General features: G+C 61.3%; 24 protein-coding genes. 13 read left to right on the top strand and 11 right to left on the bottom strand.

Features of this window, described 5'->3' with window-relative positions; genetic code table 11:
* The first annotated feature begins 213 nt into the window (after window positions 1-213).
* The 13 genes from CLU84_RS14500 to CLU84_RS14440 all read left to right on the top strand — a co-directional run bounded on the left by CLU84_RS14500 (window position 214) and on the right by CLU84_RS14440 (window position 15,884).
* The gene (locus CLU84_RS14500) at window positions 214-807 is read left to right on the top strand and encodes a tripartite tricarboxylate transporter TctB family protein (protein ID WP_099738035.1); all 594 of its coding nucleotides are present in this window, start codon (window positions 214-216) and stop codon (window positions 805-807) included.
* Window positions 807-2,324, top strand: a complete 1,518-nt coding sequence (locus CLU84_RS14495; protein WP_099737765.1) for a tripartite tricarboxylate transporter permease — start codon at window positions 807-809, stop codon at window positions 2,322-2,324. The genes CLU84_RS14500 and CLU84_RS14495 overlap by 1 nt, the downstream gene beginning before the upstream one ends.
* Window positions 2,325-2,543: 219 nt before the next feature.
* Complete coding sequence (locus CLU84_RS14490) at window positions 2,544-4,076, top strand: sigma-54-dependent Fis family transcriptional regulator (protein WP_099738034.1); 1,533 nt, start codon at window positions 2,544-2,546, stop codon at window positions 4,074-4,076.
* Window positions 4,077-4,161: 85 nt separating this feature from the next.
* Window positions 4,162-6,150 carry an acetoacetate--CoA ligase gene (locus CLU84_RS14485; RefSeq protein WP_099737764.1) on the top strand — a complete coding sequence of 663 codons (1,989 nt, stop codon included), beginning with the start codon at window positions 4,162-4,164 and terminating at the stop codon, window positions 6,148-6,150.
* A gap of 47 nt (window positions 6,151-6,197) precedes the next feature.
* Entirely contained in the window at window positions 6,198-7,079 is an 882-nt protein-coding gene (locus CLU84_RS14480; RefSeq protein ID WP_003057560.1) for a 4-hydroxyphenyl-beta-ketoacyl-CoA hydrolase, read from the top strand.
* Between the two features lie 258 nt (window positions 7,080-7,337).
* Window positions 7,338-8,525 carry a substrate-binding domain-containing protein gene (locus tag CLU84_RS14475; protein WP_099737763.1) on the top strand — a complete coding sequence of 396 codons (1,188 nt, stop codon included), beginning with the start codon at window positions 7,338-7,340 and terminating at the stop codon, window positions 8,523-8,525.
* Window positions 8,526-8,635: 110 nt separating this feature from the next.
* Window positions 8,636-10,177: a PHB depolymerase family esterase gene (locus tag CLU84_RS14470; RefSeq protein ID WP_099737762.1), complete on the top strand. Its 1,542-nt coding sequence runs from the start codon at window positions 8,636-8,638 to the stop codon at window positions 10,175-10,177.
* 39 nt (window positions 10,178-10,216) lie between these two features.
* Window positions 10,217-10,990 carry an ABC transporter ATP-binding protein gene (locus tag CLU84_RS14465; RefSeq protein WP_099737761.1) on the top strand — a complete coding sequence of 258 codons (774 nt, stop codon included), beginning with the start codon at window positions 10,217-10,219 and terminating at the stop codon, window positions 10,988-10,990.
* Window positions 10,987-11,721 carry an ABC transporter ATP-binding protein gene (locus CLU84_RS14460; protein ID WP_099737760.1) on the top strand — a complete coding sequence of 245 codons (735 nt, stop codon included), beginning with the start codon at window positions 10,987-10,989 and terminating at the stop codon, window positions 11,719-11,721. Before CLU84_RS14465 ends, CLU84_RS14460 begins: the two co-directional genes overlap by 4 nt.
* 94 nt (window positions 11,722-11,815) lie before the next feature.
* Window positions 11,816-12,799 (top strand): branched-chain amino acid ABC transporter permease, encoded by a 984-nt coding sequence (locus CLU84_RS14455; RefSeq protein ID WP_099737759.1) that lies wholly within the window; start codon window positions 11,816-11,818, stop codon window positions 12,797-12,799.
* A gap of 12 nt (window positions 12,800-12,811) precedes the next feature.
* Window positions 12,812-13,885, top strand: a complete 1,074-nt coding sequence (locus CLU84_RS14450) for a branched-chain amino acid ABC transporter permease (RefSeq protein WP_099737758.1) — start codon at window positions 12,812-12,814, stop codon at window positions 13,883-13,885.
* Window positions 13,886-13,952: 67 nt separating this feature from the next.
* Window positions 13,953-14,849, top strand: a complete 897-nt coding sequence (locus CLU84_RS14445; RefSeq protein WP_099737757.1) for an alpha/beta fold hydrolase — start codon at window positions 13,953-13,955, stop codon at window positions 14,847-14,849.
* A gap of 84 nt (window positions 14,850-14,933) precedes the next feature.
* Window positions 14,934-15,884, top strand: coding sequence for a VTT domain-containing protein (locus tag CLU84_RS14440; protein ID WP_099737756.1), 951 nt, complete (start codon window positions 14,934-14,936; stop codon window positions 15,882-15,884).
* A 56-nt stretch (window positions 15,885-15,940) separates the two neighbouring features.
* Here CLU84_RS14440 and CLU84_RS22245 read toward each other — a convergent pair whose 3' ends face one another.
* The 11 genes from CLU84_RS22245 to CLU84_RS14390 all read right to left on the bottom strand — a co-directional run bounded on the left by CLU84_RS22245 (window position 15,941) and on the right by CLU84_RS14390 (window position 26,109).
* Window positions 15,941-16,114 carry a hypothetical protein gene (locus CLU84_RS22245; RefSeq protein WP_199173741.1) on the bottom strand — a complete coding sequence of 58 codons (174 nt, stop codon included), beginning with the start codon at window positions 16,112-16,114 and terminating at the stop codon, window positions 15,941-15,943.
* A 12-nt stretch (window positions 16,115-16,126) separates the two neighbouring features.
* Window positions 16,127-17,224, bottom strand: coding sequence for a YeeE/YedE thiosulfate transporter family protein (locus tag CLU84_RS14435; protein ID WP_099737755.1), 1,098 nt, complete (start codon window positions 17,222-17,224; stop codon window positions 16,127-16,129).
* A 57-nt stretch (window positions 17,225-17,281) separates the two neighbouring features.
* The gene (locus CLU84_RS14430) at window positions 17,282-18,238 is read right to left on the bottom strand and encodes a sulfurtransferase (RefSeq protein WP_099737754.1); all 957 of its coding nucleotides are present in this window, start codon (window positions 18,236-18,238) and stop codon (window positions 17,282-17,284) included.
* A 220-nt stretch (window positions 18,239-18,458) separates the two neighbouring features.
* Window positions 18,459-18,989, bottom strand: coding sequence for a (2Fe-2S)-binding protein (locus tag CLU84_RS14425; protein WP_099737753.1), 531 nt, complete (start codon window positions 18,987-18,989; stop codon window positions 18,459-18,461).
* Window positions 18,986-21,268, bottom strand: coding sequence for a xanthine dehydrogenase family protein molybdopterin-binding subunit (locus CLU84_RS14420; RefSeq protein ID WP_099737752.1), 2,283 nt, complete (start codon window positions 21,266-21,268; stop codon window positions 18,986-18,988). The genes CLU84_RS14425 and CLU84_RS14420 overlap by 4 nt, the downstream gene beginning before the upstream one ends.
* 6 nt (window positions 21,269-21,274) lie before the next feature.
* A complete protein-coding gene (locus tag CLU84_RS14415; protein ID WP_099737751.1) occupies window positions 21,275-22,072 on the bottom strand; it encodes a xanthine dehydrogenase family protein subunit M in 798 nt (265 codons plus the stop codon).
* Between the two features lie 21 nt (window positions 22,073-22,093).
* Complete coding sequence (locus CLU84_RS14410; protein ID WP_099737750.1) at window positions 22,094-22,606, bottom strand: nucleoside deaminase; 513 nt, start codon at window positions 22,604-22,606, stop codon at window positions 22,094-22,096.
* Window positions 22,607-22,626: 20 nt separating this feature from the next.
* The gene (locus CLU84_RS14405; RefSeq protein WP_099737749.1) at window positions 22,627-23,388 is read right to left on the bottom strand and encodes an ABC transporter permease; all 762 of its coding nucleotides are present in this window, start codon (window positions 23,386-23,388) and stop codon (window positions 22,627-22,629) included.
* A gap of 32 nt (window positions 23,389-23,420) precedes the next feature.
* On the bottom strand, window positions 23,421-24,200 hold the full coding sequence (locus CLU84_RS14400) for an ABC transporter ATP-binding protein (protein WP_099737748.1): 780 nt from the start codon (window positions 24,198-24,200) through the stop codon (window positions 23,421-23,423).
* 69 nt (window positions 24,201-24,269) lie between these two features.
* Window positions 24,270-25,268 (bottom strand): ABC transporter substrate-binding protein, encoded by a 999-nt coding sequence (locus tag CLU84_RS14395; RefSeq protein ID WP_099737747.1) that lies wholly within the window; start codon window positions 25,266-25,268, stop codon window positions 24,270-24,272.
* Window positions 25,269-25,308: 40 nt separating this feature from the next.
* Window positions 25,309-26,109 (bottom strand): alpha/beta fold hydrolase, encoded by an 801-nt coding sequence (locus CLU84_RS14390; protein ID WP_099737746.1) that lies wholly within the window; start codon window positions 26,107-26,109, stop codon window positions 25,309-25,311.
* Window positions 26,110-26,119: the final 10 nt, after the last annotated feature.

Raw genomic sequence — 26,119 nt, 5'->3', positions numbered from 1 at the left:
CACAGGGCGCGAACATAGCATTCTTGCTGACCGGTTTTTCTTCTTCGCGACCCTGAGTTTTACCCCCGCAAATGTTCAATGGTCTTGCCGCAAATGCAAGGCTGGGGCGTTTGCACCCCGGTGATTGGTGTTGGAGTGGTGGTTAAGGACAAAAGTCCCAGATCAGCCGCTTTGACGAATGACCGAGCCTTTGAACATCAAGTCTTCAAAATCATGTCTGATTCTTACCAAGATCTAGCCAAGGCCGCAGAGGCCGCGCAGGTTTCGGCCTACGCAGACCCTAACGAGCCGCAAAGCCCGAATGTCCCGTCCAAGGTGGCGCAAACCATCGTGGGCAGTGGCGTGCTGCTGGTTGCCATTAGCCTGGCCGTTGGCGCGCTGCAAATCCCTGGGGATGCAGGCTACGGCGGCGTAGGCCCCAACTTTCTGCCTTGGGTGTGCGCGGCAGTGCTGGGCATCTGTGGTGCTTTGCTGATCTGGGAAGCTCAGACCGGCGGCTTTCGCCATGCAGCCGACCCCGGTGGTGGTGCCAAGGCTGACATTGGTGCCTTTGTCTGGGTCTCTGCAGGCCTGCTGATCAATGCTGCGCTGATCAGCACGCTTGGCTTCATCTTCAGCTGCACCATCTGCTACGTGCTGGCCGTGCAAGGCCTGCGCCGCGCAGCCCATGAGAAGAATGTCTCTGCACCCAGCACCTGGGTGAAGGATGTGATTACCGGACTGCTGATCTCTGCACCCGTGTTCTGGATGTTTACCCAATTCCTGGCCATCAATCTGCCGGGCCTGACTCAGACGGGGTGGCTGTAATGGATATTTTTAACGCTCTAATGGCTGGCTTTGCCACGGCCATCACTCCTGTCAATCTGCTGTGGGCGCTGGTCGGTTGCGCGCTGGGTACTGCTGTGGGCGTGCTGCCCGGCATAGGCCCTGCGGTGGCGGTGGCGATGTTGCTGCCCATCACCGCCAAGGTGGATGTGACGGCTTCGATGATTTTCTTCTCGGGCATTTACTACGGCGCGATGTACGGTGGCTCGACCACCTCCATCTTGCTGAATACGCCCGGTGAAACCGCTTCCATGGTCACGGCCATGGAAGGCAACAAAATGGCCAAGAGCGGGCGAGCCGGTGCGGCGCTGGCTACGGCGGCGATCGGCTCCTTTTTTGCCGGTACTTTTGCCACGGTTGTGGTCACGCTGTTTGCCCCGTTTGTGGCTGACTTTGCCGTCAAGCTGGGCCCGCCTGAATACTTCATGCTGATGGTTCTGGCCTTCACCACCGTGAGTGCGGTGCTGGGTCAAAGCTCGCTGCGCGGTATGACGGCGCTGTTTGTCGGTCTGGCTGCTGGCTGTATTGGCATGGACCAGATCTCTGGCGCTGCCCGTTACACCGGCGGCAAGATGGAACTGCTGGACGGTATCGACATCGTGCTGGTGGCTGTGGGCCTGTTTGCCGTGGCTGAAGTGCTGTATGCGGCCATCTACGAAGGCAAGGTTGAAGAATCGCAGAACAAGCTGACCCGCGTGCACATGACCAAGCGCGACTGGAAGCGCTCTGTTCCTGCCTGGATTCGCGGCACCGTCATCGGTACACCGTTTGGCTGTATTCCTGCCGGAGGTACCGAGATCCCTACCTTCCTGAGCTACGCCACCGAAAAGAAGCTGGCCAAGGGTGAAGACAAGGCTGAGTTCGGCAAGCAAGGCGCTATTGAAGGTGTGGCCGGCCCTGAAGCCGCCAACAACGCAACGGTGACGGCTGCGCTGATTCCTCTGCTGACGCTGGGCATTCCTACCAGCAACACCACTGCGGTGCTGCTGGGTGCATTCCAGAACTACGGCATCAACCCCGGCCCGCAACTGTTCACGACCTCGGCGGCCCTGGTCTGGGCGCTGATTGCATCGCTGTACATTGGCAACGTGATGCTGCTGGTGCTGAACCTGCCCATGGTCGGCCTGTGGGTCAAGCTGCTGAAGATTCCACGTCCTCAGCTGTACGCTGGCATCTTGATCTTCGCAACGGTGGGTGCTTACGGCATGCGCCAGAGCGCATTCGATCTGTTCCTGCTCTACGGCATTGGCGTGCTGGGCGTGATCATGCGTCGCTTTGACTTCCCCACAGCCCCAGTTGTGGTTGGCATGATTCTGGGCCCTCTGGCCGAAGCACAGATGCGTAACGCCGTGTCGATTGGCGAAGGCAGCTGGTGGATTTTCCTGCAGCGCCCCATGTCGCTGACGCTGATCATCATTGTGCTGTCGGTGCTGATCGTTCCCCGCGTCCTCAAGCGCATGGCAGATGCCAAACAGACACGAGAGGCTGTCGCCGCCTAGTCTTGTTTCCTAGCCTGCTGCGGGTGCTTTACGCATGGAGCCCGTTGCATTCATATCCCCTGTTCGGTGAGCTGAGCAGGGGATTTTTTTATGCATGCAGACTCCAGCCATCGAGAAAAAGACGTTATTTGCTCATGTATTGATAGTGCGGAGGACTCTGCTACAGCTCTGTGCTGATGGTTGAGATGCAATGTCGCCTACCATGGCGCAATGATGGAAATGAGCCAACTGGCACCCAACGACTTCGCTTCCCAGCTGCCTGAAGATGCCGACGGCATTTATGCCTTGGCGGCGCGTTCCATGTTTCAGCTATTCTCCTCGATGAGCCAGGGCATGTTTCTGGTTGACAGAACCGGGCGCATTGTCTGGGTCAACAAAGGGTATGAACGCTTTCTTCCCCGGCTGGGTATGGCTGGTGTCGGCGACTTTCTCGGACATCTGGTGGATGAGGTTATTCCCAACACCCAGATGCGTGGTGTTCTGGAAACCGGCAAACCTGTTTTGATCGATTTGCTGACCAACAGTGCGGGCACGTTTGTCGTGAGCCGTCTGCCGCTGCATGACGATGAGGGGGGCGTGATCGGCGCCATCGGCATTGTGCTGTTCGACCAGCCTGAAACCACTTTGCAGCCTTTGATCAGCAAGTTCGCGAGACTGCAGCGCGATCTGGACGAAGCCAGGCGGGAGCTTGCCACCCAGCGCAGCCGCAGCCTGAAGGTGTCCATGCAAGGTGCGCGTCGCAGCAAATACAGCTTCGCCAGCTTTGTGGGCAGCAGCCCGGCGGCAGTGGAGGTCAAGCGCCAGGCCCGGCGCGCGGCTCAGTCCATGAGTCCGGTTTTGTTGCTGGGCGAGACAGGTACCGGCAAAGAAGTGCTGGCCCATGCCATCCATGCTGCTTCGACACGATCCCTGGGGCCGTTTGTCACCGTCAATATCGCCGCCATTCCTGAAGCCTTGCTGGAGGCCGAGTTCTTTGGCGTGGTTCCTGGTGCATTTACCGGCGCCGACCGCAAAGCGCGCGATGGCAAATTCAAGCTGGCCGATGGCGGAACCTTGTTTCTCGATGAGATCGGTGACATGCCTGCGAGCTTGCAGGCCAAATTGTTGCGTGCCTTGCAGGAGGGGGAGATCGAACCACTGGGTTCCAACCAGATCGTGCATTTCGATGCCCGGGTGGTGGCCGCCACCTCTCGCGATCTGCTGCAGATGGTGCGCGATGGCTTGTTCAGAGAAGACCTTTTCTACCGACTGCATGTGCTGCCGGTGCATGTGCCACCGTTGAGGCAGCGCAGCAGCGATATTCCCGCGCTGGTGGAAATGCTGTGCGAGGATCTGGCGCTGCGCAATGACATGGCGCCACCGGAGCTGGGCCGTGGGGTGCTGGAACTGCTGGTCGCACAGGCCTGGCGCGGCAATATTCGCGAGCTGCGCAATGTGCTGGAACAAGCTGCCATGCGCTGTGATGACTCGCATATCGATGCCGGACTGCTGGCGCAGGTGCTGCGCTCTTCCGGGGTCGAGCCACTAGCTCCTTCACATCGGTTATCGCTGCCGCTGACGCAGGAGCCGCTTGTCCAACAGCCGGTGGCCGGTGAACTCATCAGGCCGCTGTCCGAGCAGATGGCCGAACTTGAAGCCCGTGCGATACGGGCGGCCATGCAGGCGCATGCGGGCAACAAGCTGGCGGTCGCCAAGGCTCTCGGCATATCGCGAGCCAAGCTCTATGACAGGCTGGAGAAGCTGAATTTCTAAGCCTTGCTAGGGATTGTCCTTGGTTGAGAGGACTCTATTTGTTTTTATAGTTATAAAAAATATCTAATTTGAGTCCGGAGACAGCATGGCATTGGTACAAGGGCAAGAATTGTGGAGGCCCACGCAGCAACAGCAGGAGCAAAGCGGCCTGTGGCATTACATGAACTGGCTGCGCGACAGCCGTGGCCGTGACTGCTCCGACTATGAGGCGCTGTGGCAATGGTCGGCCACCGATATCGAAGGCTTTTGGCGCTCGATCTGGGACTACTTCGAGATTCAGGCCGATGGTGACCCGACGCAGGTGCTGGCCGGCCGCAAGATGCCGGGTGCTCAGTGGTTTCCCGACACCCGGCTCAACTATGCCGAGCATATCTTCCGCCAGGCCAGCGATCAGCGCCCGGCCATCATTGCGCGCTGCGAGGGCCATGCTCCGGTCGAAGTCTCCTGGCAGCAGCTGCAGCGCGATGTGGGTGCCCTGGCGGCAAGCCTGCGCGGTCTGGGCATTGGGCCTGGCGATCGTGTGGTGGCCTATCTGCCCAATGTGCCGCAGACCGTGGTGGCGTTTCTGGCCTGTGCCAGCATTGGCGCCATCTGGTCCAGTTGCGCGCCGGAGATGGGCGTATCCGTGGTGCTGGACCGCTTCCAGCAGATTGCCCCCAAGCTGATTTTTGCGACCGACAGCTATACCTATGCTGGCAAACGGTTCGATCGCCGTGAGGTGCTGAACGAAGTGCTCCAGGGTCTGCCCGATATCGCCCGGGTGATTCATGTGCCGGGGCCCTTGTTCGGCAGCGATGCCGAGCATGCGGACGTGCCCTGGCGTGACTGCATGCGCTGGGACGAGGCAACGCACCATGCAGCGCCGCTGCAGTTCGAGCGCCTGCCGTTCTCCCATCCGCTATGGGTGGTGTACTCCTCGGGAACCACCGGCCTGCCCAAGGCCATGGTGCACAGCCATGGCGGCATTGTGCTCACGCACCTGAAGACCAATCGCCTGCAGCACGATGTGTTGCCCGGCGATCGCTTCATGTTCCTTGGCAGCACGGGCTGGATTGTCTGGAATCTGATGATAGGCAGCCTGCTGGCTGGCGCGACCGTGGTCCTGTCCGACGGCAATCCGACGGCGCCCCATGATGATGCGCTCTGGGACTTCATAGACCAATACCAGGTCAGCATCTTTGGTTGCGGTGCGGCCTTCCTCATCAAGAGCATGAAGGATGGTGTCTCGCCGAAGAAGGGGCGCCAGTTCGAGAAGCTGCGTGCCATCAACTCCACGGGCTCGCCGCTGCCTCTCGATGCCTATGCCTGGGTCTATGAGAACGTCAAAAGCGATCTATGGCTGGCCTCGATCAGCGGCGGCACGGATATCGCCTCGGGCTTTGTGGCCTGCGCTCCCATACTGCCGGTCAATGCGGGCGAGATTCAGTGCCGCGAACTGGGCGTGGCGGCCCACGCCTTCAACGAACAGGGGCAGAAGGTGGTTGCCGAAGTCGGCGAGCTGGTGATTACCGAGCCCATGCCCTCCATGCCCGTGTTCTTCTGGAACGACGAGAGCGGCGCGCGCTACTACGACAGCTATTTCGATGTGTTTGCCGGCTACTGGCGTCATGGCGACTGGATCGAATTCAGCGAGCGCGGAACGGCCGTGATCTACGGGCGCTCGGACAGCACCATCAACCGCTTCGGCATACGCATGGGCACGGCAGAGATTTACCGTGTCGTCGAGGAGCTCGACGCCGTCAAGGACAGCCTGGTGGTCGACCTCGAATACCTGGGCCGACCTTCCTTCATGCCGCTGTTCGTGACCCTGGCCGAAGGCCAGGCATTGACGGGCGAGCTGACTGCCCAGATCAAGAACGCCATCAAGACCAAGGCTTCGGCACGCCATGTGCCCAATGTGGTGGTGCAAGTGGCCGAGATTCCGCGCACCCTCACGGGCAAGAAGATGGAAGTGCCTGTGCGCAAGCTGCTGCTGGGGGCGGACGCCGCCAAGGTGGCCAGCCCCGATGCCATGGTCAATCCGTCCAGCATTGATTTCTTTATTCAATTTCGAGAGCAGGTGCCGCAGGCGTGACAAGCGCTTGAGGCTGATTTGACTCAATACCCAAAGCAGACCCACCCATGAACCATCAAGATTTGATCGCCATCGACTTCCACACCCATGCCGAAGTCAGCTGCCGCAATCCCTTTGACAGCTATGGCGAGGAGTACGACCGCGCGGCCGACAAATACTTCGGCAGCTCGCTGCGCCCGACGATCGCCGAAACCATTGCTTATTACCGCGAGCGCAAGATCGGTCTGGTGATGTTCACGGTGGACAGCGAGGCGCAACTGGGCCGCCGCCGCATTCCCAACGAAGAGATTGCCGATGCCGCGCGCGAGAACAGCGACATGATGGTGGCGTTCGCGAGCATCGACCCGCACAAGGGCAAGATGGGTGCGCGCGAGGCCGAGCGCCTGATCACCGAATGCGGCGTCAAGGGCTTCAAGTTCCATCCCACGGTGCAGGGCTTCCATCCCTACGACCGCATGGCCTGGCCCATCTACGAGGTCATCAACCACTACAAGCTGCCCGCCATCTTCCACACCGGCCACAGCGGCATCGGTAGTGGCATGAAGTGCGGCGGCGGCCTGCGTCTGGCCTACAGCAACCCCATGCTGCTGGACGACGTGGCTGTGGATTTCGGCGATATGCAGATCGTCATGGCCCACCCCAGCTTTCCCTGGCAGGACGAGGCGATCTCGGTGGCGCTGCACAAGCCCAATGTCTGGATTGATCTGTCGGGCTGGAGCCCCAAGTATTTCCCCAAGCAGCTGGTGCAGTACGCCAACACCTTGCTGAAAGATCGTGTTCTCTTCGGCAGCGACTTCCCGCTGATCACGCCCGAGCGCTGGATGAAGGACTTCGAGGTCGCCGGTTTCAAGCCCGAGGTCATGCCCGGCATCCTCAAGGACAATGCCGTGCGCCTGCTCGAATTCGACAAAAAACGCGATGCCGCGTGATAGCAAGAAGGATCACCTCGGTGATCCTTTTTTCATTGCGGCTTGCTTGAGGCCGGGAAGCGTCCACGGCGCGAGCCCGGTGAAGTGTCTTTGAATCAGGCAATGTCTGAATTCAAGGCATTTCTGTCTGATTTTTGAACAGTTGCAAGCTGTGCATGCATGCTCTCCAGAGGAAAACCAGACTGGCACGAAGACTGCTATCTGCTCACCATACAAGTACAAGCGGAACCACCGCAAACATCCTCAAGGAGACAATACATGCACAAGCGCAGCCTGCTGCAGTTCGCGGCTCTGGCCGCCATGGTCGCCCATGTTCCGGGCGCTCTGGCTCAATCCGAAATCCGCATCGCCCATGTCTATAGCAAGACCGGGCCTTTGGAGGCCTACGGCAAACAGACGCAGGCGGGGCTGATGATGGGGCTGGAGTATGCCACGGGCGGCAGCATGACAGTGGCAGGCAAGAAGCTTGTCGTGATCGAAAAGGACGACCAGGGCAAGCCCGACCTAGGCAAGAGTCTGCTGGCTGCGGCCTATTCGGACGACAAGGCGGACCTGGCGGTGGGCCCTAGCTCATCGGGAGTGGCCCTGGCGATGCTGCCCGTGGCTGAGGAATACAAGAAAATTCTGCTCGTCGAGCCGGCGGTGGCAGACTCGATCACGGGCGACAAGTGGAACAAGTACATCTTCCGCACCGGCCGCAACTCCAGCCAGGACGCGATCAGCAATGCGGTGGCCATCGACAAGCCCGGCGTTCAGATTGCCACGCTGGCCCAGGACAATGCCTTTGGTCGCGACGGTGTCAAGGCTTTCAAGGAAGCCGTGAAAAAGGGCAAGCTGGTGCATGAGGAATATCTGCCCGCTGCCACCACCGACTTCACGGCCGGAGCCCAGCGCCTGATCGACAGGCTCAAGGATGTTCCGGGCAAGAAGGTGATCTGGGTGGTCTGGGCCGGGGCTGGCAACCCCTTCAAGATTGCCGACATGGACCTCAAGCGCTACGGCATCGAGATCGCCACCGGCGGCAACATCCTGCCCGCCATGGCCGCCTACAAGAACCTGCCGGGCATGGAGGGGGCGACCTACTACTACTTCGGCATTCCCAAGAACCCGGTGAACGAGGCCATGGTCGCCATGAGCTACAAGCAGTACAAGGCTCCGCCGGACTTCTTCACGGCTGGTGGCTTCTCGGCCGCCATGGCCATCGTCACGGCACTCAAGAAGACCAGTGGCGACACCAAGACCAACACCTTGATCAAGACCATGGAAGGCATGAGTTTTGATACGCCCAAAGGTGTCATGACGTTCCGCAAGGAAGATCACCAGGCCATGCAGAGCATGTACCACTTCAGGATCAAGAACGACCCGGCCATGGCCTGGGGCGTTCCAGAACTGGTGCGCGAGATCAAGCCTGAAGAAATGAAGGTTCCCGTTCGCAATCAGCGCTGAACCAGCCGGGAAATCTTCCCGGTTCGACCCGTCCTCTCAATTGATGAACCCTCGGAAACACGAGGGCTGGCATTGCTCATTCCTATTTCACAGATTCACGGAGACAAAGCATGCGAGTTCAATCCTGGAGAAGTGGTGTTGCCGCCCTGGCGCTATGGGGCGGCGTGAACATGGCTGCGGGGGCGGCCGTGCCGCTGGGGCAATACAACATTGCCACCGACCAGATCAGCGTGTCGGGCCTGTCGTCGGGTGGCTTCATGGCGAACCAGCTGGGCAATGCCTATTCGGCAACCTTCATGGGGGTGGGCATCTTTGCTGCGGGTCCATATATGTGTGCGGGCCTGAACAATTACACGGCCTGCATGTACAACGCCAGCATCACGAGCGCACAGCTCAATGCCATGCAAAGCAGCATTGACAGCTACAGCAGCGCCGCAAGCATCGATGCCAAGAGCCGGATAGCGGCGCAGAAGATCTACATCTTCACGGGCACCAGCGACTACACGGTGGGCCCGAATCTCACCGATGCGCTGCAAACCCAGTACCTCAACAACGCAGTGCCGCAAGCCAACATCGCCTATGTCAAGCGCTCGGGTGCAGCCCATGTTCTGCCCACCGACTTCGACAGCAGCGGCAACAACGCCTGCAGCAGCAGTGCTTCGCCCTACATCAGCAATTGCGGCTATGACGGCGCCAAGGCCGTGCTCACGCATTTCTATGGCGCGCTCAATCCGCGCAACGCTGCTCCGGCCAGCGGCAACTACATCGAGTTCAACCAGTCGGCCTATTCCAATGCCAATCCGGGCATGGCCAGCACCGGCTGGCTGTACGTGCCGCAAAGCTGCGCGAGCGGCACGCAGTGCAAGCTGCATGTGGTGCTGCACGGCTGCCAGCAGAGCACCGACAAGATCGGCGACAAGTTCGTCAGGAACACCGGCTTCAGCCGCTGGGCGGATACCAACAACATCATCGTGCTGTATCCGCAGACCCAGGTGGACAACAACAACCGCAGCACGAGCAAGAGCGGTTCGCTGGCCAATCCCAATGCCTGCTGGGACTGGATAGGCTGGTATGGCAACAATTTCGCGCAAAAGAGCGGCGTGCAGATGACGGCCATCAAGGCCATGATCGACCGCATTGCCTCCGGCACAGGCTCGGGCACCGGTGGTGGGACCGGCGGAGGTACTCCGACCCAACCGGCCCTGGCAGCACCCACGGGACTGGGTGCGTCTGTCGCCACCAGCACCAGCATGCAACTGGACTGGGGCCCCGTGACGAGTGCTGCGGGCTACAACGTCTATCGCAACGGCAACAAGGCCAATGCGCTCACGGTCTATGCCACCAGCTATGTCGACTCGGCACTGAGTCCCTCCACCAGCTATAGCTGGACGGTACGGGCTGTGGACGGCAATGGTGCCGAGAGTGCCGATTCTGCTGCGGTGAGTGCTTCGACACTGACCGGCAGCAGTCCTGCTGGTACCTGTACCACGGCCAGCAACTACGCCCATGTACAGGCCAATCGCGCCTATCAGCAGGGCGGCTATGCCTATGCCAACGGCTCGGCGCAGAACATGGGCCTGTGGAACGTGTTCTACACCACCACGCTGAAGCAGACCGGCAGCAACTACTACGTGATCGGAACCTGCCCCTGAGCAGCCGCCGCACGCAACGAGAAGGAAAGATCCGCTTTCATGGGCATTCTGGCAACTAAAGATCTCACCATCCGCTTTGGCGGCCATGTGGCCGTGAGCGCTGTAACCTGCTCGTTCGAGCCGGGCACGCTCACGGCCATCGTGGGCCCCAATGGCGCAGGGAAGACCACCTATTTCAACCTGATCTCAGGCCAGCTCAAGGCCAGCTCCGGCACGGTTACTCTGGGGGCGCGCGACCTGACGGGGCTGCCTGCTTCGGCGCGCACGCGTGCCGGGCTGGGTCGGGCCTTTCAGCTCACGAATCTCTTTCCCAATCTGAGCGTGCGGGAGAACGTGCGCCTGGCGGTGCAGGCCAGCATGGCAGGGCCGCATCGCCGGGGCCTGAACCTCTGGAGCATCTGGAGCGATCACCGGGCCGTCACGCAACGGGCACAGCAAATCCTGGACAAGGTCTCCATGTCCGAGCGTGCTGATACCGTTGTCGCCAGCCTGCCGCATGGCGACCAGCGCAAGCTGGAGGTGGCGCTGTTGATGGCGCTGGAGCCTCAGGTCTATATGTTTGACGAGCCCACGGCGGGCATGAGCCATGACGAGGCGCCGGTGATTCTGGACCTGATACGCGAACTCAAAAAAGACCGCAGCAAGATCATCCTGCTGGTGGAGCACAAGATGGACGTGGTGCGGGAGCTGGCCGACCGCATCATCGTGCTGACCAATGGGCAACTGGTGGCCGATGGCAAGCCGGCCGAAGTCATTGCATCGCCCGTGGTGCAGCAGGCCTATCTTGGCAATGCCGTGAAGGAGGACGTATGAGCAATACCGCCACCGCTTTGTTGCAGCTGTCCGGCGTTCACACCCATATCGGTGCCTATCACATACTGCATGGCGTGGATCTGGTGGTGCCGCGTGGCGAGGTCACCATGCTGCTGGGCCGCAACGGCGCTGGCAAGACCACGACGCTGCGCACCATCATGGGTCTGTGGCAGGCCAGCCAGGGCCGCATTCAGTTTGGGGAGAAGGACATCAGCCAGCTGTCCACGCCGGCCATTGCACGCCTCAATATTGCCTATGTTCCCGAGAACATGGGCATCTTCGCCGATCTCACGGTCAAGGAGAACCTGCTTCTGGCCGCTCGCGCTGCCGCCCATGCGGGCCAGATGGATGGGGCACGACTGGACTGGATTTACCAGCTTTTTCCTGCCGTGCAGAAGTTCTGGAATGCGCCTGCGGGCAAGCTCAGCGGCGGGCAAAAACAGATGGTGGCTGTGGCCCGCGCGATTGTCGAGCCGCGCGATCTGCTCATCGTCGACGAGCCCAGCAAGGGCCTGGCTCCCGCCATCATCAACAACATGATCGCGGCCTTTGCCCAGCTCAAGGCCAGCGGCGTGAGCATCTTGCTGGTGGAGCAGAACATCGACTTTGCCAAACGTCTGGGTGACGGCGTGGCGGTGATGGACAACGGCCGTGTGATTCACGCGGGGCGCATGGCGGATCTGGCGGCCGATGCGCAGCTGCAGCAGTCGCTGCTGGGCTTGTCGTTATGAGAAAAATTACATCAAAAATGCCGCAAGTGATTATCCAGTATAAGCAAGAAGCTATGAATATGAAAGCGTTGACACGCAGCTGGAGGGCGCTTGCATGAGTTTCAAGGACATGGATTACAAGCCGCTGTTGCTGGTGCCGCTGCTGGCACTGGTCACCTTGCCGCTGGTGGGCTCGCCCAGCACCTGGCTGACGCTCACCGTGGCCGGCCTGGCCATGGGCATGATCATCTTCATCATCGCTTCGGGCCTGACGCTGGTGTTCGGCCTCATGGATGTGCTTAACTTTGGCCATGGCGTGTTCATCGCGCTGGGCGCTTTTGTGGCCACCAGCGTACTCGGCGCCATGGGCGACTGGACGGGGTCGGACCAGCTCTGGCGCAATCTGGTGGCGGTGTTTCCCGCCATGCTGGTCGCGATGCTGGTGGCTGGCGCCGTGGGGCTGGCATTCGAGCGCTTTATCGTGCGCCCCGTCTATGGTCAGCATCTCAAGCAGATTCTCATCACCATGGGCGGCATGATCATTGGTGAAGAGCTGATCAAGGTCATCTGGGGCCCGCAGCAAATTCCGCTGCCCTTGCCCGAGGCGATGAAAGGCGCGTGGTTGCTGGGTGATGCGGCCGTGGAGAAATACCGCGTGTTTGCCGTGCTGGTGGGTGCGCTGGTGTTTGCCGTGCTGTTCTGGACGTTGACGCGGACCAAGCTGGGGTTGCTGATCCGCGCCGGCGTGCAGGATCGCGAGATGGTTGAAGCCCTGGGCTACCGCGTGCGCAACCTGTTCATCGGCGTGTTTGTGGCGGGCTCGGCCCTGGCCGGGCTGGGTGGTGTGATGTGGGGGCTGTACCAGCAGAACGTGATTCCGCAGATGGGCGCGCAGGTCAATGTGCTGATCTTCATCGTCATCATCATCGGTGGCCTGGGCAGCACGGGCGGCGCGTTGATCGGGTCGCTGCTGGTAGGGCTGATGGCCAACTACACGGGCTTTCTAGCTCCCAAGGTGGCGCTGTTTTCCAATATTGCACTCATGGTCGCCATCCTGCTGTGGCGCCCACAAGGCGTCTTTCCCGTCGCCAATCGCTAAGGAGTGGACACCATGCTCAATCGTTTGCTCTCCGGCGATCTACCGCGTAGCCGCATTTTGGCGGTGCTGCTGCTGGTCATTTTTATTGGCCTGGCCGTGGCACCGTTTGTCTTTCCGGGCGTCAAGGCGCTCAATGTCGCGGCCAAGGTCGTGATCTTTGTGGTGCTGGTGGCCAGCTTTGATCTGCTGCTGGGCTATACCGGCATCGTCAGCTTTGCCCACACCATGTTTTTCGGCATAGGTGCCTATGGCGTAGCCATTGCATCCAGCAAGCTGGGAGCTGGCTGGGGCGCACTGGCGCTGGGACTGGGTGCGGCGCTGCTGGTGTCGCTGGTCTTGTCGCTGGCCATCGGCCTGTTCTCGCTGCGTGTGCGCGCCATCTTCTTTGCCATGATCACGCTGGCTGTCGCGGCGGCATTTCAGACCCTGGCTTCGCAGCTGTCCGACTGGACGGGGGGCGAAGACGGCCTGACCTTCAAGATGCCCGAATGGCTGTCGCCTAGCTTCGAGCCGTTCGAGAACGAAATCTTTGGCGTGCTCGTCGACGGCAAGATCATCAGCTACTACCTGCTGTTTGTACTGGCCCTGCTGCTGGTGCTGATGCTGCTGCGCATCGTCAACTCGCCCTTTGGCCGTGTGCTGCAGGCCATCCGCGAGAACGAATTCCGTGCCGAGGCCATTGGCTACCGCGTGGTGGTTTACCGCACCACGTCGAGCGTGCTCTCGGCCCTGTTCGCCTGCGTGGCCGGTGCCATGCTGGCCGTCTGGCTGCGCTACAACGGCCCCGACACCACGCTGTCCTTCGAGATCATGATGGACTGCCTGCTCATCGTCGTCATTGGCGGCATGGGCACGATTTATGGCGCGGTGATTGGCTCCGTCATCTTTCTCGTCGCGCAAAGCTATCTGCAGGATTTGCTGCGCATCGGCAGCGAAGCGGCAGTCGGCCTGCCATGGCTGTCGGCTCTGCTGTCACCGGATCGCTGGCTGTTGTGGCTGGGTCTGCTGTTTGTGCTCTCGGTCTATTACTTCCCCACCGGGTTAGTGGGGCGGCTGCGTGCAGCGGTGCTGTCGCACAAGCCGTAATCACTTTGGATTTGATAGCTGCAAGCGTTTGATAGATAAGCGCTTCGGCCAATTTCATTTAAAAATCATGAGTTCGAATGCTTTGTTTTTGCTCCAGCCTGCTTCCTGCTACGTCACCTGTGCCGGCTATGAAATTCATTACATGGACTGGCAGCCGACTGCTGAGCCCGTTGCCACAGTGATCGCCTGGCATGGCCTGGCTCGCACAGGGCGCGATATGGATGCCCTGGCACAGTTTCTCGTGGCACAAGGCTATCGCGTCATCTGCCCGGATACGTTGGGGCGAGGACTGAGCCAGTGGAGCCGCAACTCCAGCGAGGAATACCAGCTGCGGTTTTATGCCCGGCTGGCGCGTGAGTTGATGGATGCTTTGGCACTGTCGCAGGTGCATTGGGTGGGAACCAGCATGGGCGGTGCCATCGGTACGGTGTGCGCGTCCGGCCTGTTCGAGCCGGATCTCAAGCGCCGTATTCTCACGCTCACCCTCAACGACAATGCTCCCGAGCTGGCCGAGGCTGCTCTGGCCCGCATCAAAGGCTATGCCGGTCGCCCGCCGGTGTTTGACACCGTGGCCGAGCTGGAAGCCTTTTTCCGTGCGGCCTACAAGCCTTACGGCTGGCTCAGCGATGTCGAGTGGCGCAAGCTGACCGAGACCAGCACGCGTCGCACGGACGACGGCCGCATCACCCCGCATTACGACCCGCGCATGATCGAGCAGTTCACCGAGCACGACAACGACTATCTGCTCTGGGATCACTATGATGCGCTGCAACTGCCTGTGCTGCTGCTGCGCGGCGAGGCGTCTGATCTGGTGCTCAAGCCGGTGGCCGAGCAGATGATGCAGCGCGGTCCCGGTGCCCAAGGGCTGCTAACGTGGCTGGAGGTGCCGGGCTGCGGCCATGCACCAGCGCTTAATGTGAGCGCGCATTTCGAGGCAATCCAGTCCCATCTGCATCTGGCTTGAAACCCAACAACCTCGCGGACTCGGGGATGTTTGCGTCTCGCTAGCATCGGGAGCTAACCTTGGGCAGGGTAAGGAGCGTGGGTCATGGGCTTTGTCGTGGATCTGATTCGGGAATACGGCTTCGGCATTGTTTTTCTCAATGTGCTGATTGAGCAGATGGGGGCACCCATTCCAGCTTATCCGGTGCTGGTAGTGACGGGCGCGCTGGAGGGCACAAGCATGGCGCGGCTGGGCTTGCTTACGCTGATTGCCGTGGTTGCAGCCCTGATTGCGGATGTGCTCTGGTATCGCGCGGGCAAGGCCTATGGGCAAAAGGTGCTGGGGCAGATCTGCCGCATCTCGCTCTCGCCTGATGCCTGCATTCGCCAGACGGAATCTGTGTACGGCCGCTGGGGTGCCAAGTCCTTGCTGGTGGCCAAGTTCGTGCCGGGTTTTGCCTCCATCGCCAGTGCCCTGGCCGGCGTGGTGGGCACGCCTTTTCGCACCTTTGTGCTTTTCGATACGCTGGGGGCCCTGATCTGGGTTGGCTCGGCCGTGTTTCTGGGCTCGCTGTTCAGCTCCACCGTGGAGGATTTGCTCGATGTGCTGACGGCGCTGGGCAAATGGGGGCTGCTGCTGCTAGCGGTGGCGTTTGCCGTGTTCGTGGCACGCAAGTGGTGGCAGAGACAGCGCGTGGTGCGCTCGCTGAAGATGCCGCGCATGTCGGTCGAAGAACTGGCGGGGCTCAATGCCCGGGGCACGACACCGACGGTGATCGATGTGCGCGAACCCCTGCTATTCGGTCAGGGTCATATTCCTGGAGCCAGTTCCTGGCTGGAACACCAGGGCAAGGGCAGGCCGGCCTACGAACATTTGCTGCCGCGCGAGCAGCATGAGCATGGCCTGGTGGTGTATTGCGACTGTCCCGACGAGATCTCCGCTGCGCGTGTGGCCCGGCAATTGCAGCGTGCGGGATTTCACAATGTACGGCCCTTGACCGGGGGACTGTCCGCCTGGGAGGCGGCGGGCTTTGAGCTGGAAAAGCCCGAGGCCTGATACGGCGCAAAAGAAAACGCCCTGACCAGCGGACAGGGCGTCGGGGATAGCGGCGCTTATTTGCCGGTCGGCATGGAGCAATGTCCGCCCTGTGCCGCCTGGCCGGAGCCGGCGGCAATCAGCGGTGCTTCGAAGCGCAGGTCAATGGCTGGCGATGTCTGAAAGTCCCAGGCCAGAAAGACCAGCAGTACGGCCCAGAAGACGGCGCGCAAGGTATTGGGTGAAGTCATGAAGTTCCTTGCTCAGAAGCCGAAATGGCGGCGGATACGCAGGCCGAAGATGGTGCCCGCAAACGCTAGCGGCACCCAGATCCAGCCGTGGATGGAGCCCGTGGAAATGCCCGATAGCATGGCCCCCACATTGCAGCCAAAGGCCAGACGCGAGCTATAGCCCAGCACCAGCCCCGCGACCAGGGCCACGACCCATTGCGTGCCGGTCAGCGCCTTGGCTGTCGCGGGTTTGCCCGCTGCAATCCACAGTGCGCCGCCCAGAATGCCTATATTGGTGATGCTGGTCACATCCAGCAGCACGGTCTCATGCAGGCGCGCGGCGTTGCCGGGCTGGCTCCAGAACCAGTTGCTGGCCAGATCGATTGCACCCGTGGCATTGGCCACCTTGGCGGCCCACAGGCCAAAGCCATAGACCACGCCCCAGGGCTGGCCTGCAATGATCAGGTTCAGCGTAGCCAGCACTGCCAGCAGCACGGCACCTACCAGCCACTTGCGCACCAGCAGCGGCTTGGCAGGGCGGTTAAGAGTTGCGTTGGCTTTTTTGACGTACAGCGCCACGCCTGCTGCCACTACGGCCAGTGCGGCCAGCGTGGCGATCAGCGCCGGTGCCCAGCCCCATTCAGTCACCAGACCCACGGGCGCGGTATTGCCCAGATCCAGCCACCAGCCCAGGTGCAGGCTGCCCATAAAGCTGCCAATGGCAAACAGCGGCAAGATAGCCGTGTTCATGGGGATGCCCATGCCCGCCTTGTACAGCGTGCCGCTGCCGCAGCCGTCGGCAATCTGCATGCACAGGCCAAAGACAAAAGCCCCCACCAGCAAGCTGATGCTGGGTGGGCCAAGTGCGGCAGTCAGCTCAGGAAAATGGCCCAGCAGGGGCATGGCGAGGGCTGCAGCCAGGGCCAGCAGCAAGAGCTGGCCAAAGATGCCGCTACCGTCTTTTTCCTCGACCAGCATGCGCCAGCCGGTGGTGAAGCCAAAGCGCTTGCCAGCCAGCACGGCACCCAGGCCAATGCCCACGGCAAACAAGGCCGCCTGACGCACCGAGACGGACCACAGCAGCCAGCCAAAGAAGATGGCCAGCAGGGCCGTAATGGGAAGTCGTTTCATTCTTGGTATTGATTTGATAGCTTCCAGCGCTTGATGCATAAGCGCTGGAGCCTATTTTTATTTAAAAGTCTTTTCCCACCACTTTTGGGCGTCGTATGCCAGCGATTGGGCGCGACCCGGCTGATTGGCCATGCGCGGAGCATCCTTGGATTGCGTCCAGTCCACCATGGAGCCTGCGTAGAGCTTCACATTGGGCAGGCCGGCCATTTCAGACAGGCCAAACCAGTCGGTGGCCGCCCAGTGGCCGGTGTTGCAGAAGGACACCATGTCCTGACCTTGCTGGCGCTGGATCTGGCTGGCAATGGTCTTGGCCTTTGCCGCATCGACAAACAGCGTGCTGCCGGGCACAAACCACTGGTTGAAATCCAGCTGCTGGGCGCCGGGCAAAGTGCCAGACAGTTTGGCAGCAGGCGCGCGGGTCTTACCTTGGTAGAAAGCATCGGGACGCGAATCAACCAGCGCGGCGTTGGACAGGTCTACGTGCTTGCCCACATCTTGCTGTGTGGCCAGCCAGTTAGCGTCAAAACTGGGTGCGTAGCTGCTGGGGTTGATCTGCAGGGTGGTCTTGCCCACGGGCTTGCCTGCGGCTTGCCATGCCTTCATACCGCCATTGACGATGGACAGCTCCTTGAGGCCAAGGCTCTTGAGCGTCCAGTACACGCGGGCTGTGGCACCAAAGTCTGTCGCGTCGGCACCGCTGGAAATCACCACGGCGTGGGTCGCAGGCGTCAGGCCCAGCGATTGCACCAGCGCCACCAGCTTGGGCTGGTCAGGCAGCTCGCCGGGGTTGGTCGCAGGGCCGCGCCATTTGCCATAGGGAGCGTTAGCGGCCTTGTCGATGTGACCGGCCTCAAAGGCTTTGGGGTCGCGGATATCGATGAGGCGCACGTCGGCCTGCTGCAGCAGGGGTTGCAATTGTTCAGGAGTGAGCAAGGGCTGGGCGGCAAGCGTCCAACTGCTGGCAGTCAGGCCCAAGCCCAGACCCAGCGCATAGGTGGTTAGAGAGTTTTTCATGGCAGGAGTCGGACGGTGCCGAGTCGTAAAGCGGGCTTGGCTATGCCCAATGCCTCTATTGTCCTGTCTTGGGTCAAGAAGGCCAACGATGAAAAACTTGTCTGCTTATGGCCTGGGGTCATGAACAGCCACAGGGCTGATGCAGCTCTCAAAATTCATGGAAATAATGGCTGTAACGCTTTATCTATAAGTGCATGAAGCTATCAAATCTGAATATCAATCAGGATTTTTGAGCTGGAAACAGCTCGCGCAAGGCACGTCGGATACTGCCATAGCCCGTGCATCGGCAAAGGTTTCCGCACATCAGGGCTTCGGCTTCAGTGGCTGTGGGGCGTGGCTGCTGCTGGTGCAGCCAGCTCATGCTCATGACCATGCCGGACGTGCAATAGCCGCATTGCACACCGCCGCAGCGCGCGAGTGCGTCGCGCACTGGCTCGCTGGCGCTGTCCTGCGCCAATGACTCTATGGTGCGCACGGCCTGGCCCTGGATTTGATAGGCCATGAGCAGGCAGGCATTCACTGGCTCGCCATTGAGCCAGACCATGCATGCGCCGCAGCGGCCTACTTCGCAGCCGGGCTTGGCGCCGGTCACCAGCCAATGCTCGCGCAGCAATGTCAGCAGCCGGGTGTCGGGGCTGCAGGCCGCGCTGACCGACTGGCCGTTCAGGTTCAGCTGCAGCTGGAAAGTCTCGGCCTCCTTTGTGGCCGCCGAGTAGGGCATGCCGGTGTGGTCTGGTGTGTTTGTCGTCATGGTGTGGATGACTCCGGGCCGGCTTCCAGCAGCGCAATCACGCGGGCCGGCGTCATGGGGAGCTGAGTGATGGGGTGCTGCAGCGCAGTAGCCATGGCATTGGCCACTGCGGGCAGGGCAAAGTTGACGCTGATCTCGCCGGCACCACGTGGGCCTATGGGGTCGCCTGCCGGCAGATTTTCAATCGCCAGCACCTGCATGGCGGGAGCGTCGGCCAACGTGGGGATCAGGTAGCCGTCGAGATTGCGCGCCTGGTAATGGCCGCCCACGCATTCCAGCTCTTCCTGCGTGCACATGGCCAGACCCATCACGGCTCCACCCTCCATCTGGCCCAGATAGCCCTGGGCCGATGCCACGGGTCCCAGCGCCGTGCACATCACCAGGTTCTGAACCTGTACCATGCCGCTCCAGGTATCGATGCGCACTTCGGCAATCGCCGCGCAGGCACCAAAGACGAAATGGCTGTCATGTGCATTGCCATCCGGATCTTCCGCATGCAGGTGAATGGCGATGAGCGGGCGTTCTTCAGCCATGGCCAGGGCTAGCTCGGCATAGCCTAGCAGCAGGCCCTGGGCGTTCTCTATGCCTTGCTTGCCGCAGCACAGAGTTGCATCGGGCCGCAGCGCTGAGGCGGCTGAGAGCAGAGATTCCTGCCAGGGTTGCGCAGCCTCTTGCAAGGCACGCCACACCAGAGTGGTGGCGCGTGATGCGGCCACGGGGCCTGAGTCGGGCGTCAGCCGGGTATCGCCCAGCATCGGTCTGACGCGATCTGGCGCACAGCCCAGTTGCTGCGCGCAAAGACTTTGTATGGCACCGACCAGGTTCTGACCCAGCTCGGTAAAGCCGCAACGCAGCTCGATCGCGCCGTCGGCGGCCAAGGCCAGCTCAATGCGGCAGTCGCTGGGGCCGCCCTTGCCAAAGCCATCGCTGCGATGGATCAGCGTCATGCCCACACCATGCAGATGGCGGCCGTCTTCGCTGTGCCAGCGATGCGGGCCGCGCCACAGCGGCTGTTGGCGGGCCACATCGAGTGCGCGCTGCGGTCCGTCAAACGGCACGAGGTATTGACCCAGCGGGCCGGGCGCCTCGGGTGGGGCAAGGTTGAGGGCGCGAAAGGTATCCGGTGTCATGCCCGCGAGCTGGGCCAATCTGTCGATCTGCTGCTCGAGCGCAAACTGCGCCTGCACGGCACCGAAACCGCGAAATGCCCCGGAGATGCCGTTGTTGGTGTAGGCCAGTCTGGCGCTCAGGTCCAGTACCAGATATTGGTAGGGTCCTGGTGCATGCTCGAGCGCCGCATCCAGGACCTCGGGGCCATGCGTGGCATAAGCACCGGTGTCGGCCAGAATTTCGACTTGGTGAACGGTGAGTTTTCCCTGCGCATCGCAGCCCGTGCGCATTCGGATCTGCATGGGGTGGCGCTTGACGCCCAGATCCACCGATTGCGGGCGCGTCAAATGCAGGCGCACAGGTCGCTGTGCCTTCCAGGCCAGCAGGGCGGCGATGGGCTGAATCGTCAGCTCATCCTTGCCGCCGTAGGAGCCGCCCACGGGCGTACCGACGGCATGCACCTTGTCGTGCGGCATTCCCAGCATGTCGGCGATGACCTGCTTTTCCCGGGCGGGGTTGTGGCTGCCGAAGAACAGGCTCAGGCCGCCTGCGCCATCGGGTTCGGCCACGCCGCCTTCGGTCTCAAGAAAGGCATGCATCTGGCGCGGCGTTGCATAGCTGTCCTGAACCCAGTGGACGGTGGCCGCCTGGGCTGCATGCATGTCGCCACGGCGGTGGCTGATGCCATGCAGCAGGTTGCCACCCTCATGCACCAGTTGGTCGGCGGTTTGTGCTCCGTCAAGCGCGGCAAGGGGGTCGCAGACCAAAGGCAGGAGCTCGTATTCGACCTCAATCAGTGCCAGCGCCTGCAGGGCCGTAGCCATGTCAACAGCCGCAACGGCGGCAACCGGGTCGCCCACATGGCGCACCTTGTCGATGCAGAGCACGGGCCGGTCCACCTTGCGCAGGCCGTAGTACTTGATGCCGCTGATATCGGCATGGGTGACCACGGCATGAACGCCTGGCAGGGCTTTGGCCGCACCGGTCTCGATGCGCAGAATGCGGGCATGGGGGTGGGGGCTGCCCAGAATGGCACCGCGCAGTTGGCCGGGCCGTATGCGATCGGTCAGAAAGCCAGGGTTGCCTCCGAGCTTGGCTACGGCGTCGGGTCTGGGCTGCAAGGACTCGTAGCCCAGGTCGCGGATGTGGTGAGGGATGGGGAATTCCATGACGGCTCAGGCAAGCAGCTTGCAATGTCCCGCAATCAGGCGGCTGGCGATCATGGCCAGATCCGGGGGCAGGGTCTGCTGACAGGTGGTGCGGATATCGCTGACAGTGGGACGAACCTGCAACTCATGCGCATAGGCCAGCAGTTTTTCCGTGGCCAGCAGGCGGTGTACGCCGATGCCGGGGGTGGCTGCGGCAATACGGTCCACGCTCAGTGGTTCTTGCCCATCCATCCAGCGTATGGTCATGCGAAGCCGCGCCGGGGAGAATGCCGCGCGATAGCCGGCCTTCTCGAAGATCAGTGGCCGGGGCGGCATCACATCACTGCGGGGCAGAAAAAAGGACAGCATCAGAGGCTTATCCATGAGCTGCAGCGTCTGCGCCAGCGACTGGATGTTTCCATCCGTCAGCTCGACTTGCGCATCCATGGCCAGCAGCACGGGGCAGCAATCACCCTCGCCCCAGCCTATATTGCCGCCCAGGGTGCCCAGTCGGCGCACCCCCATGGCACCTAGCTGTTCCAGGGCCTGTACCAGCACGGGCGCATGCTGCTGCACCAGTGGATTGCAGCGGACGGCTTCCAGTCGCATGCCCGCGCCTATGCGCAGGTATTGGGGGGTCAGGCTGATCTGCTGCATCTCTGGCCAGTGCATCACATTGATGAAATGCGTGGCCTGGGGTGCCAGACGCGGCTCTGCCCAGGATTGCTGCAGCAGCGTTCCCCCGGCGATAAAGCAGGCGGTCTGGCCCAGCTTTCGGGCCAGAGCCTGCGCTGCCTGGGGCGATGAGGGATGGGTGAGCAGCATGACGCGGCTTTCTTCTGGCGCTTAGCGCTGCGCCCAGAACGCTTGCTGTTGCGCGGCGATTTCGGCTTCCATCTCGGGCACGGGGCCGATCAGTTCCACCGCTTTCTGGCAATGCTCGAAGACATAGCGCGAGGAGACGCTCATGGTCGGGTTCTCGCCATGGCTGCCCGTGCATTCCAACAGTCGGTGCTCGGTCATGCCGAACACGATGCGGCCGATATTGGCCCAGTAGGCGGTGCCGGCGCACATGCAGCAGGGCTCCACATTGGTGTAGAGCGTGCAGCTCCAGAGAAAATCGGGCGTGTAATTGGTGGCCGCGATGCGGGCCAAGGTGGACTCGGCGTGGTTGACGGTGTCGATATTGCATTGCTCCATGAGCACGGTTTCCTGATCAGGCCCGACCAGCACAGCACCAAACGGGTGGTGGCCCATTTGTGTGGCACGCTCGGCCACGGCCTGTGCGTGGCGCAGATTGCGCTGTATCTGTTCGGGAGTTGGCGTCAGGCCTTGCGGGGGGAATGTGGTGTTGGTCATTGGATTGGTCTTTGTTTGGGTCAGGCGGGAGTGCTCTGGCTCCAGGGGAAGAGGCGTTTGTGCAACTGCTGCACCGCACCGTAAAGCAGCAGGCTGCACAGCACCAGCAGGCCCAGCGCGGCAAAGGCGACCGGTACCTTGAACGAAGAGGTGGCAAACAAAATCAGATAGCCCAGACCTTTTTCCGCAGCCACGAACTCGGCGACCACGGCACCCACAATGGCCAGCGTGATGGAGACTTTGAGGGCCGAGAACACATAGGGCACGGCAAACGGCATGCGAATCTGCCAGTACTGACGGCTGGTAGTGGCGCGAAGCGAACGCGACAGCTCTACCAGTTCTGTCGGCACCGATGCCAGGCCCAGAGCCGTTGAAACCACCAGCGGGAAAAAGGCAATCAGTGTGGTGATGACCACGCGCGGCAACAGTCCGGCCCCGAGCGTGACGACGATGATGGGGGCCACAGCCACGATGGGCGTGGACTGGATCACCACTAGCCAGGGCATGATGATCTTGGACAGCAATTTTGAACGTGTGATGGCAATGGCCAGCGGAATGGCCAGCGCAATCGCCAGCACATAGCCGATCAGTGCAACTTGCAAGGTGGCCGTGACATGCTCCAGCCAGCGGGGCAGACCCAGCTCTGCGGCGGCGCTCCAGATGACGCTGGGGGCCGGGAAAATGTATTCAGGTATCTGCGCCAGGCGACAGGAGCATTCCCAGATCGCTAGGGCGGCGAGAAAAACCAGCAGCGAGGCGTGGCGTTGAAGCAATGCGGGCATAAAAGTGGCCTCTAGGAGCTGCGGGTGGGGCTTTAAGTGTGTGCAGGGTGTTTGCTGAAGACCTTGACGCGAATGTCATTGGCCATTTCAGTGAACACAGGGTCGGCCAGCGTGGCCATGCTGCGCGGGCGCGGCAGTGGCACATCGATGATCTCGGCCACGCGGCCGGGGCGAGCGCTCATGACCACGATGCGATCGGAAAGCAGCAAGGCTTCTTGAATCGAGTGGGTCACGAAGACAACGGTCTTGGGGCGCTCGTTCCAGATGCGCAGCAGCTCAAAGCTCATCTCGTCGCGGGTGAGGGCATCGAGCGCAGAAAAAGGCTCGTCCATCAGCAAAATATCGGGGTCATGCAGTAGCGAGCGGGCAATCGAGACGCGCTGCTGCATGCCGCCAGACAGCTCGTGCGGACGCTTGTGGGCAAATTCTTTGAGGCCGACCATGGCCAGTAACTGCTTGGCGCGGGCTTCTTCCTTCATTTCCACTTGGCCGTATTTGTGGCGCATGGGGAAGGTGATGTTGTCCAGCACCGTGAGCCAGGGCAGCAGAGTGGGTTTCTGGAACACCATGCCGATTTCATCGCGGGGCTCGTTGACGGGAAGATCGAAGATGCGTACCTCGCCGCTGCTGGGGCGCAGCAAGCCTGCAAGCAGGCGCAGGATGGTGGATTTGCCGCAACCCGAAGGACCGATCAGCGAGACAAACTCATTACGGCGCAGATGCAGGTCCACGCCCTGCAGGGCTGTGACAGGGCTGCCATCACTGGAGACAAAGGTCTGGGTGACCGCGTTCAGATCGATTACATATTGCATGGCAGGCGATCAAGGAAAGAGAAGCAAAAGCAGAATCGACGGCAGCACTGTGCTGCCGTCATGCGGGACTTATTTGCTCAGAAAGCTGCGGTCGACCAAAGTCTCGGGGTCAAGCTTCTTGAGGTCGTAGCTCATGGACTGGGCCACCCAGTTCCAGGTCGATGCCAGCAGCTTGGGCTCGAACTTGCCCAGGCCGTCGCGCTGGCTGATCTCGTTCCTGAGCAGCGGAATCGAGGCTTCAAATTCGGCCTTGATCACGGCAACTTCGGCTTCGGGCACCTGGGCCTTCAGCGATTCGGCAGCCTTTTGCGGGCTTTGCATGGAAAATTCCAGCGATCTGGTCAGCGCGCGCACATAGCGCTTGAGCACCTCGGGGCGCTCCTTGATGGTCTTGTCGCTGGCCATGGCAGACCAGCCATAGCCGTCCAGGCCGAACTGCGTCCAGGGAAGGACCGACAGGTCTTTGTTGGCTTGCTTGAGCACGGCACCGAAGGCGGGGGCCACGGTCACCCAGTTGATGGTCGCGTCCACACGGCCCTGGGCCAGCATGGGGGCCAGTGTGGCCGGGTCGGATTTGATGACCTTGATCTTGCTGGCATCCACGCCGTTTTTTTGCAGCACGATGGGCCACAGCGCATTGGAGGAGGAGAAGGTTGGCATGGCCACAGTCTTGCCTTCCATGTCCTTGAGGCTTTTGATTTTGCTGTCGGCACGCGTGAAGAGCGCATCGGGTTGTTTGGAGTACAGCGACATCACAGCTTTGACCGGAATCTTGCCTTCGGCGGCGGCCATCATCAGCGCCGAGATACCGCCAAAGCCTACATCGGCCGAGCCCGAGGCGACCTTGGTCACGGCATCGGCCGAGCCGCGGCCGGGAACAATCCTCACGTCCAGGCCTTCTTCCTTGAAAAAGCCTTGCTGCAAGCCGGCATAGACAAAGGATTTGTCGCCGCCGGGAAGCCAGTCCAGTTGCACGGTGAGCTTATCGGCGGCCTGAGCGACACCGCCACCGGCGATGAGCATGGCGGCAAGGGCGGAGAGTTTGAAGGAGGTGCTGCGGCGGGTCATGGGAGCTTCCTGAATAGTGCGAAGGTGGGAGAGTTGTTTGCTATACATTGATGAGCGGTATGCGCAAATCCATCAATGGCTTGAAGGCAATTTCATTCAAAGCGGGCAGCAAGGCATCGGTCAGCTCTTGCGGGCAGGCCAGTTGGGGCACATGGCCGCAGTCGAGGCTGATACGCCTGGCGCCCGGCGTGAGTTGCTGCATGCGCTGCTGCAGATGCAGCGTCACGGACCGGTCATGGCGGCATTCCACATAGATGCGAGGTATCCGGCCAAAGCGTTCCGCGCTGAGCTGGTTGAGCATGGCTCGGCCCGTCTCGGGTTGGACGCACAGGCGGCTGGCAGCCTTGAGCGCCGCGGTCGGATTGCAGTCATGAAGAAACACGGTCATGGCTGCATCCAGCGCGACGCTGCTGGCGCTGTGATCCTCATTCCAGATCAAATGAGGTCCTATGCCTTCGTAGCGAAACGTTGGGTCGGCGGCCCGGCATTGCCGGATCACATCGGCATAGCCCATGCCGCTGGGAAGCATCATGCCGGCCAGGTAGACCAGGGCGCTGACGCGCTCCGGTGCGGCCTGTGCGACCTGAGAGGCTGTGATGCCACCGCCGCTGTGGCCGATCACCACGGCAGGGCCGTCCAGCGATTCCAGCACCCGCAGCACATGATTCGTGTAGCCGCTCAGGTGGGCGTGGCCCTCGTCTTCGGTCGATGCATCGTTGCCCGGCAGGTTGACGGCAATCACGTTCCAGCCTTTGGCCTGCAGCAGGGGAATCCAGGCTGCAAAAGCCCAGCTGCCCTGCCAGGCCCCGTGGATCAGCACCATATTGCGTGAGTTTGTCATCGTGGCCTCC

It is taken from the genome of Comamonas sp. 26 (assembly GCF_002754475.1).
Classification (GTDB): domain Bacteria; phylum Pseudomonadota; class Gammaproteobacteria; order Burkholderiales; family Burkholderiaceae_C; genus Comamonas.
This window is presented reverse-complemented; position numbering and strand designations above follow the sequence as displayed.

Excerpts from the sequence above, each read along its gene's own strand:
- CLU84_RS14435 (WP_099737755.1), bottom strand. The coding sequence starts at position 17,224 with ATGAAACGACTTCCCATTACGGCCCTGCTGGCCATCTTCTTTGGCTGG.
- CLU84_RS14395 (WP_099737747.1), bottom strand. The coding sequence starts at position 25,268 with ATGACCCGCCGCAGCACCTCCTTCAAACTCTCCGCCCTTGCCGCCATG.
- CLU84_RS14400 (WP_099737748.1), bottom strand. The coding sequence starts at position 24,200 with ATGCAATATGTAATCGATCTGAACGCGGTCACCCAGACCTTTGTCTCC.
- CLU84_RS14405 (WP_099737749.1), bottom strand. The coding sequence starts at position 23,388 with ATGCCCGCATTGCTTCAACGCCACGCCTCGCTGCTGGTTTTTCTCGCC.
- CLU84_RS14470 (WP_099737762.1), top strand. The coding sequence starts at position 8,636 with ATGCGAGTTCAATCCTGGAGAAGTGGTGTTGCCGCCCTGGCGCTATGG.
- CLU84_RS14465 (WP_099737761.1), top strand. The coding sequence starts at position 10,217 with ATGGGCATTCTGGCAACTAAAGATCTCACCATCCGCTTTGGCGGCCAT.
- CLU84_RS14425 (WP_099737753.1), bottom strand. The coding sequence starts at position 18,989 with ATGACGACAAACACACCAGACCACACCGGCATGCCCTACTCGGCGGCC.
- CLU84_RS14415 (WP_099737751.1), bottom strand. The coding sequence starts at position 22,072 with ATGCTGCTCACCCATCCCTCATCGCCCCAGGCAGCGCAGGCTCTGGCC.
- CLU84_RS14420 (WP_099737752.1), bottom strand. The coding sequence starts at position 21,268 with ATGGAATTCCCCATCCCTCACCACATCCGCGACCTGGGCTACGAGTCC.
- CLU84_RS22245 (WP_199173741.1), bottom strand. The coding sequence starts at position 16,114 with ATGACTTCACCCAATACCTTGCGCGCCGTCTTCTGGGCCGTACTGCTG.
- CLU84_RS14450 (WP_099737758.1), top strand. The coding sequence starts at position 12,812 with ATGCTCAATCGTTTGCTCTCCGGCGATCTACCGCGTAGCCGCATTTTG.
- CLU84_RS14410 (WP_099737750.1), bottom strand. The coding sequence starts at position 22,606 with ATGACCAACACCACATTCCCCCCGCAAGGCCTGACGCCAACTCCCGAA.
- CLU84_RS14480 (WP_003057560.1), top strand. The coding sequence starts at position 6,198 with ATGAACCATCAAGATTTGATCGCCATCGACTTCCACACCCATGCCGAA.
- CLU84_RS14460 (WP_099737760.1), top strand. The coding sequence starts at position 10,987 with ATGAGCAATACCGCCACCGCTTTGTTGCAGCTGTCCGGCGTTCACACC.
- CLU84_RS14475 (WP_099737763.1), top strand. The coding sequence starts at position 7,338 with ATGCACAAGCGCAGCCTGCTGCAGTTCGCGGCTCTGGCCGCCATGGTC.
- CLU84_RS14500 (WP_099738035.1), top strand. The coding sequence starts at position 214 with ATGTCTGATTCTTACCAAGATCTAGCCAAGGCCGCAGAGGCCGCGCAG.
- CLU84_RS14445 (WP_099737757.1), top strand. The coding sequence starts at position 13,953 with ATGAGTTCGAATGCTTTGTTTTTGCTCCAGCCTGCTTCCTGCTACGTC.
- CLU84_RS14485 (WP_099737764.1), top strand. The coding sequence starts at position 4,162 with ATGGCATTGGTACAAGGGCAAGAATTGTGGAGGCCCACGCAGCAACAG.
- CLU84_RS14490 (WP_099738034.1), top strand. The coding sequence starts at position 2,544 with ATGAGCCAACTGGCACCCAACGACTTCGCTTCCCAGCTGCCTGAAGAT.
- CLU84_RS14430 (WP_099737754.1), bottom strand. The coding sequence starts at position 18,238 with ATGAAAAACTCTCTAACCACCTATGCGCTGGGTCTGGGCTTGGGCCTG.
- CLU84_RS14455 (WP_099737759.1), top strand. The coding sequence starts at position 11,816 with ATGAGTTTCAAGGACATGGATTACAAGCCGCTGTTGCTGGTGCCGCTG.
- CLU84_RS14390 (WP_099737746.1), bottom strand. The coding sequence starts at position 26,109 with ATGACAAACTCACGCAATATGGTGCTGATCCACGGGGCCTGGCAGGGC.
- CLU84_RS14495 (WP_099737765.1), top strand. The coding sequence starts at position 807 with ATGGATATTTTTAACGCTCTAATGGCTGGCTTTGCCACGGCCATCACT.
- CLU84_RS14440 (WP_099737756.1), top strand. The coding sequence starts at position 14,934 with ATGGGCTTTGTCGTGGATCTGATTCGGGAATACGGCTTCGGCATTGTT.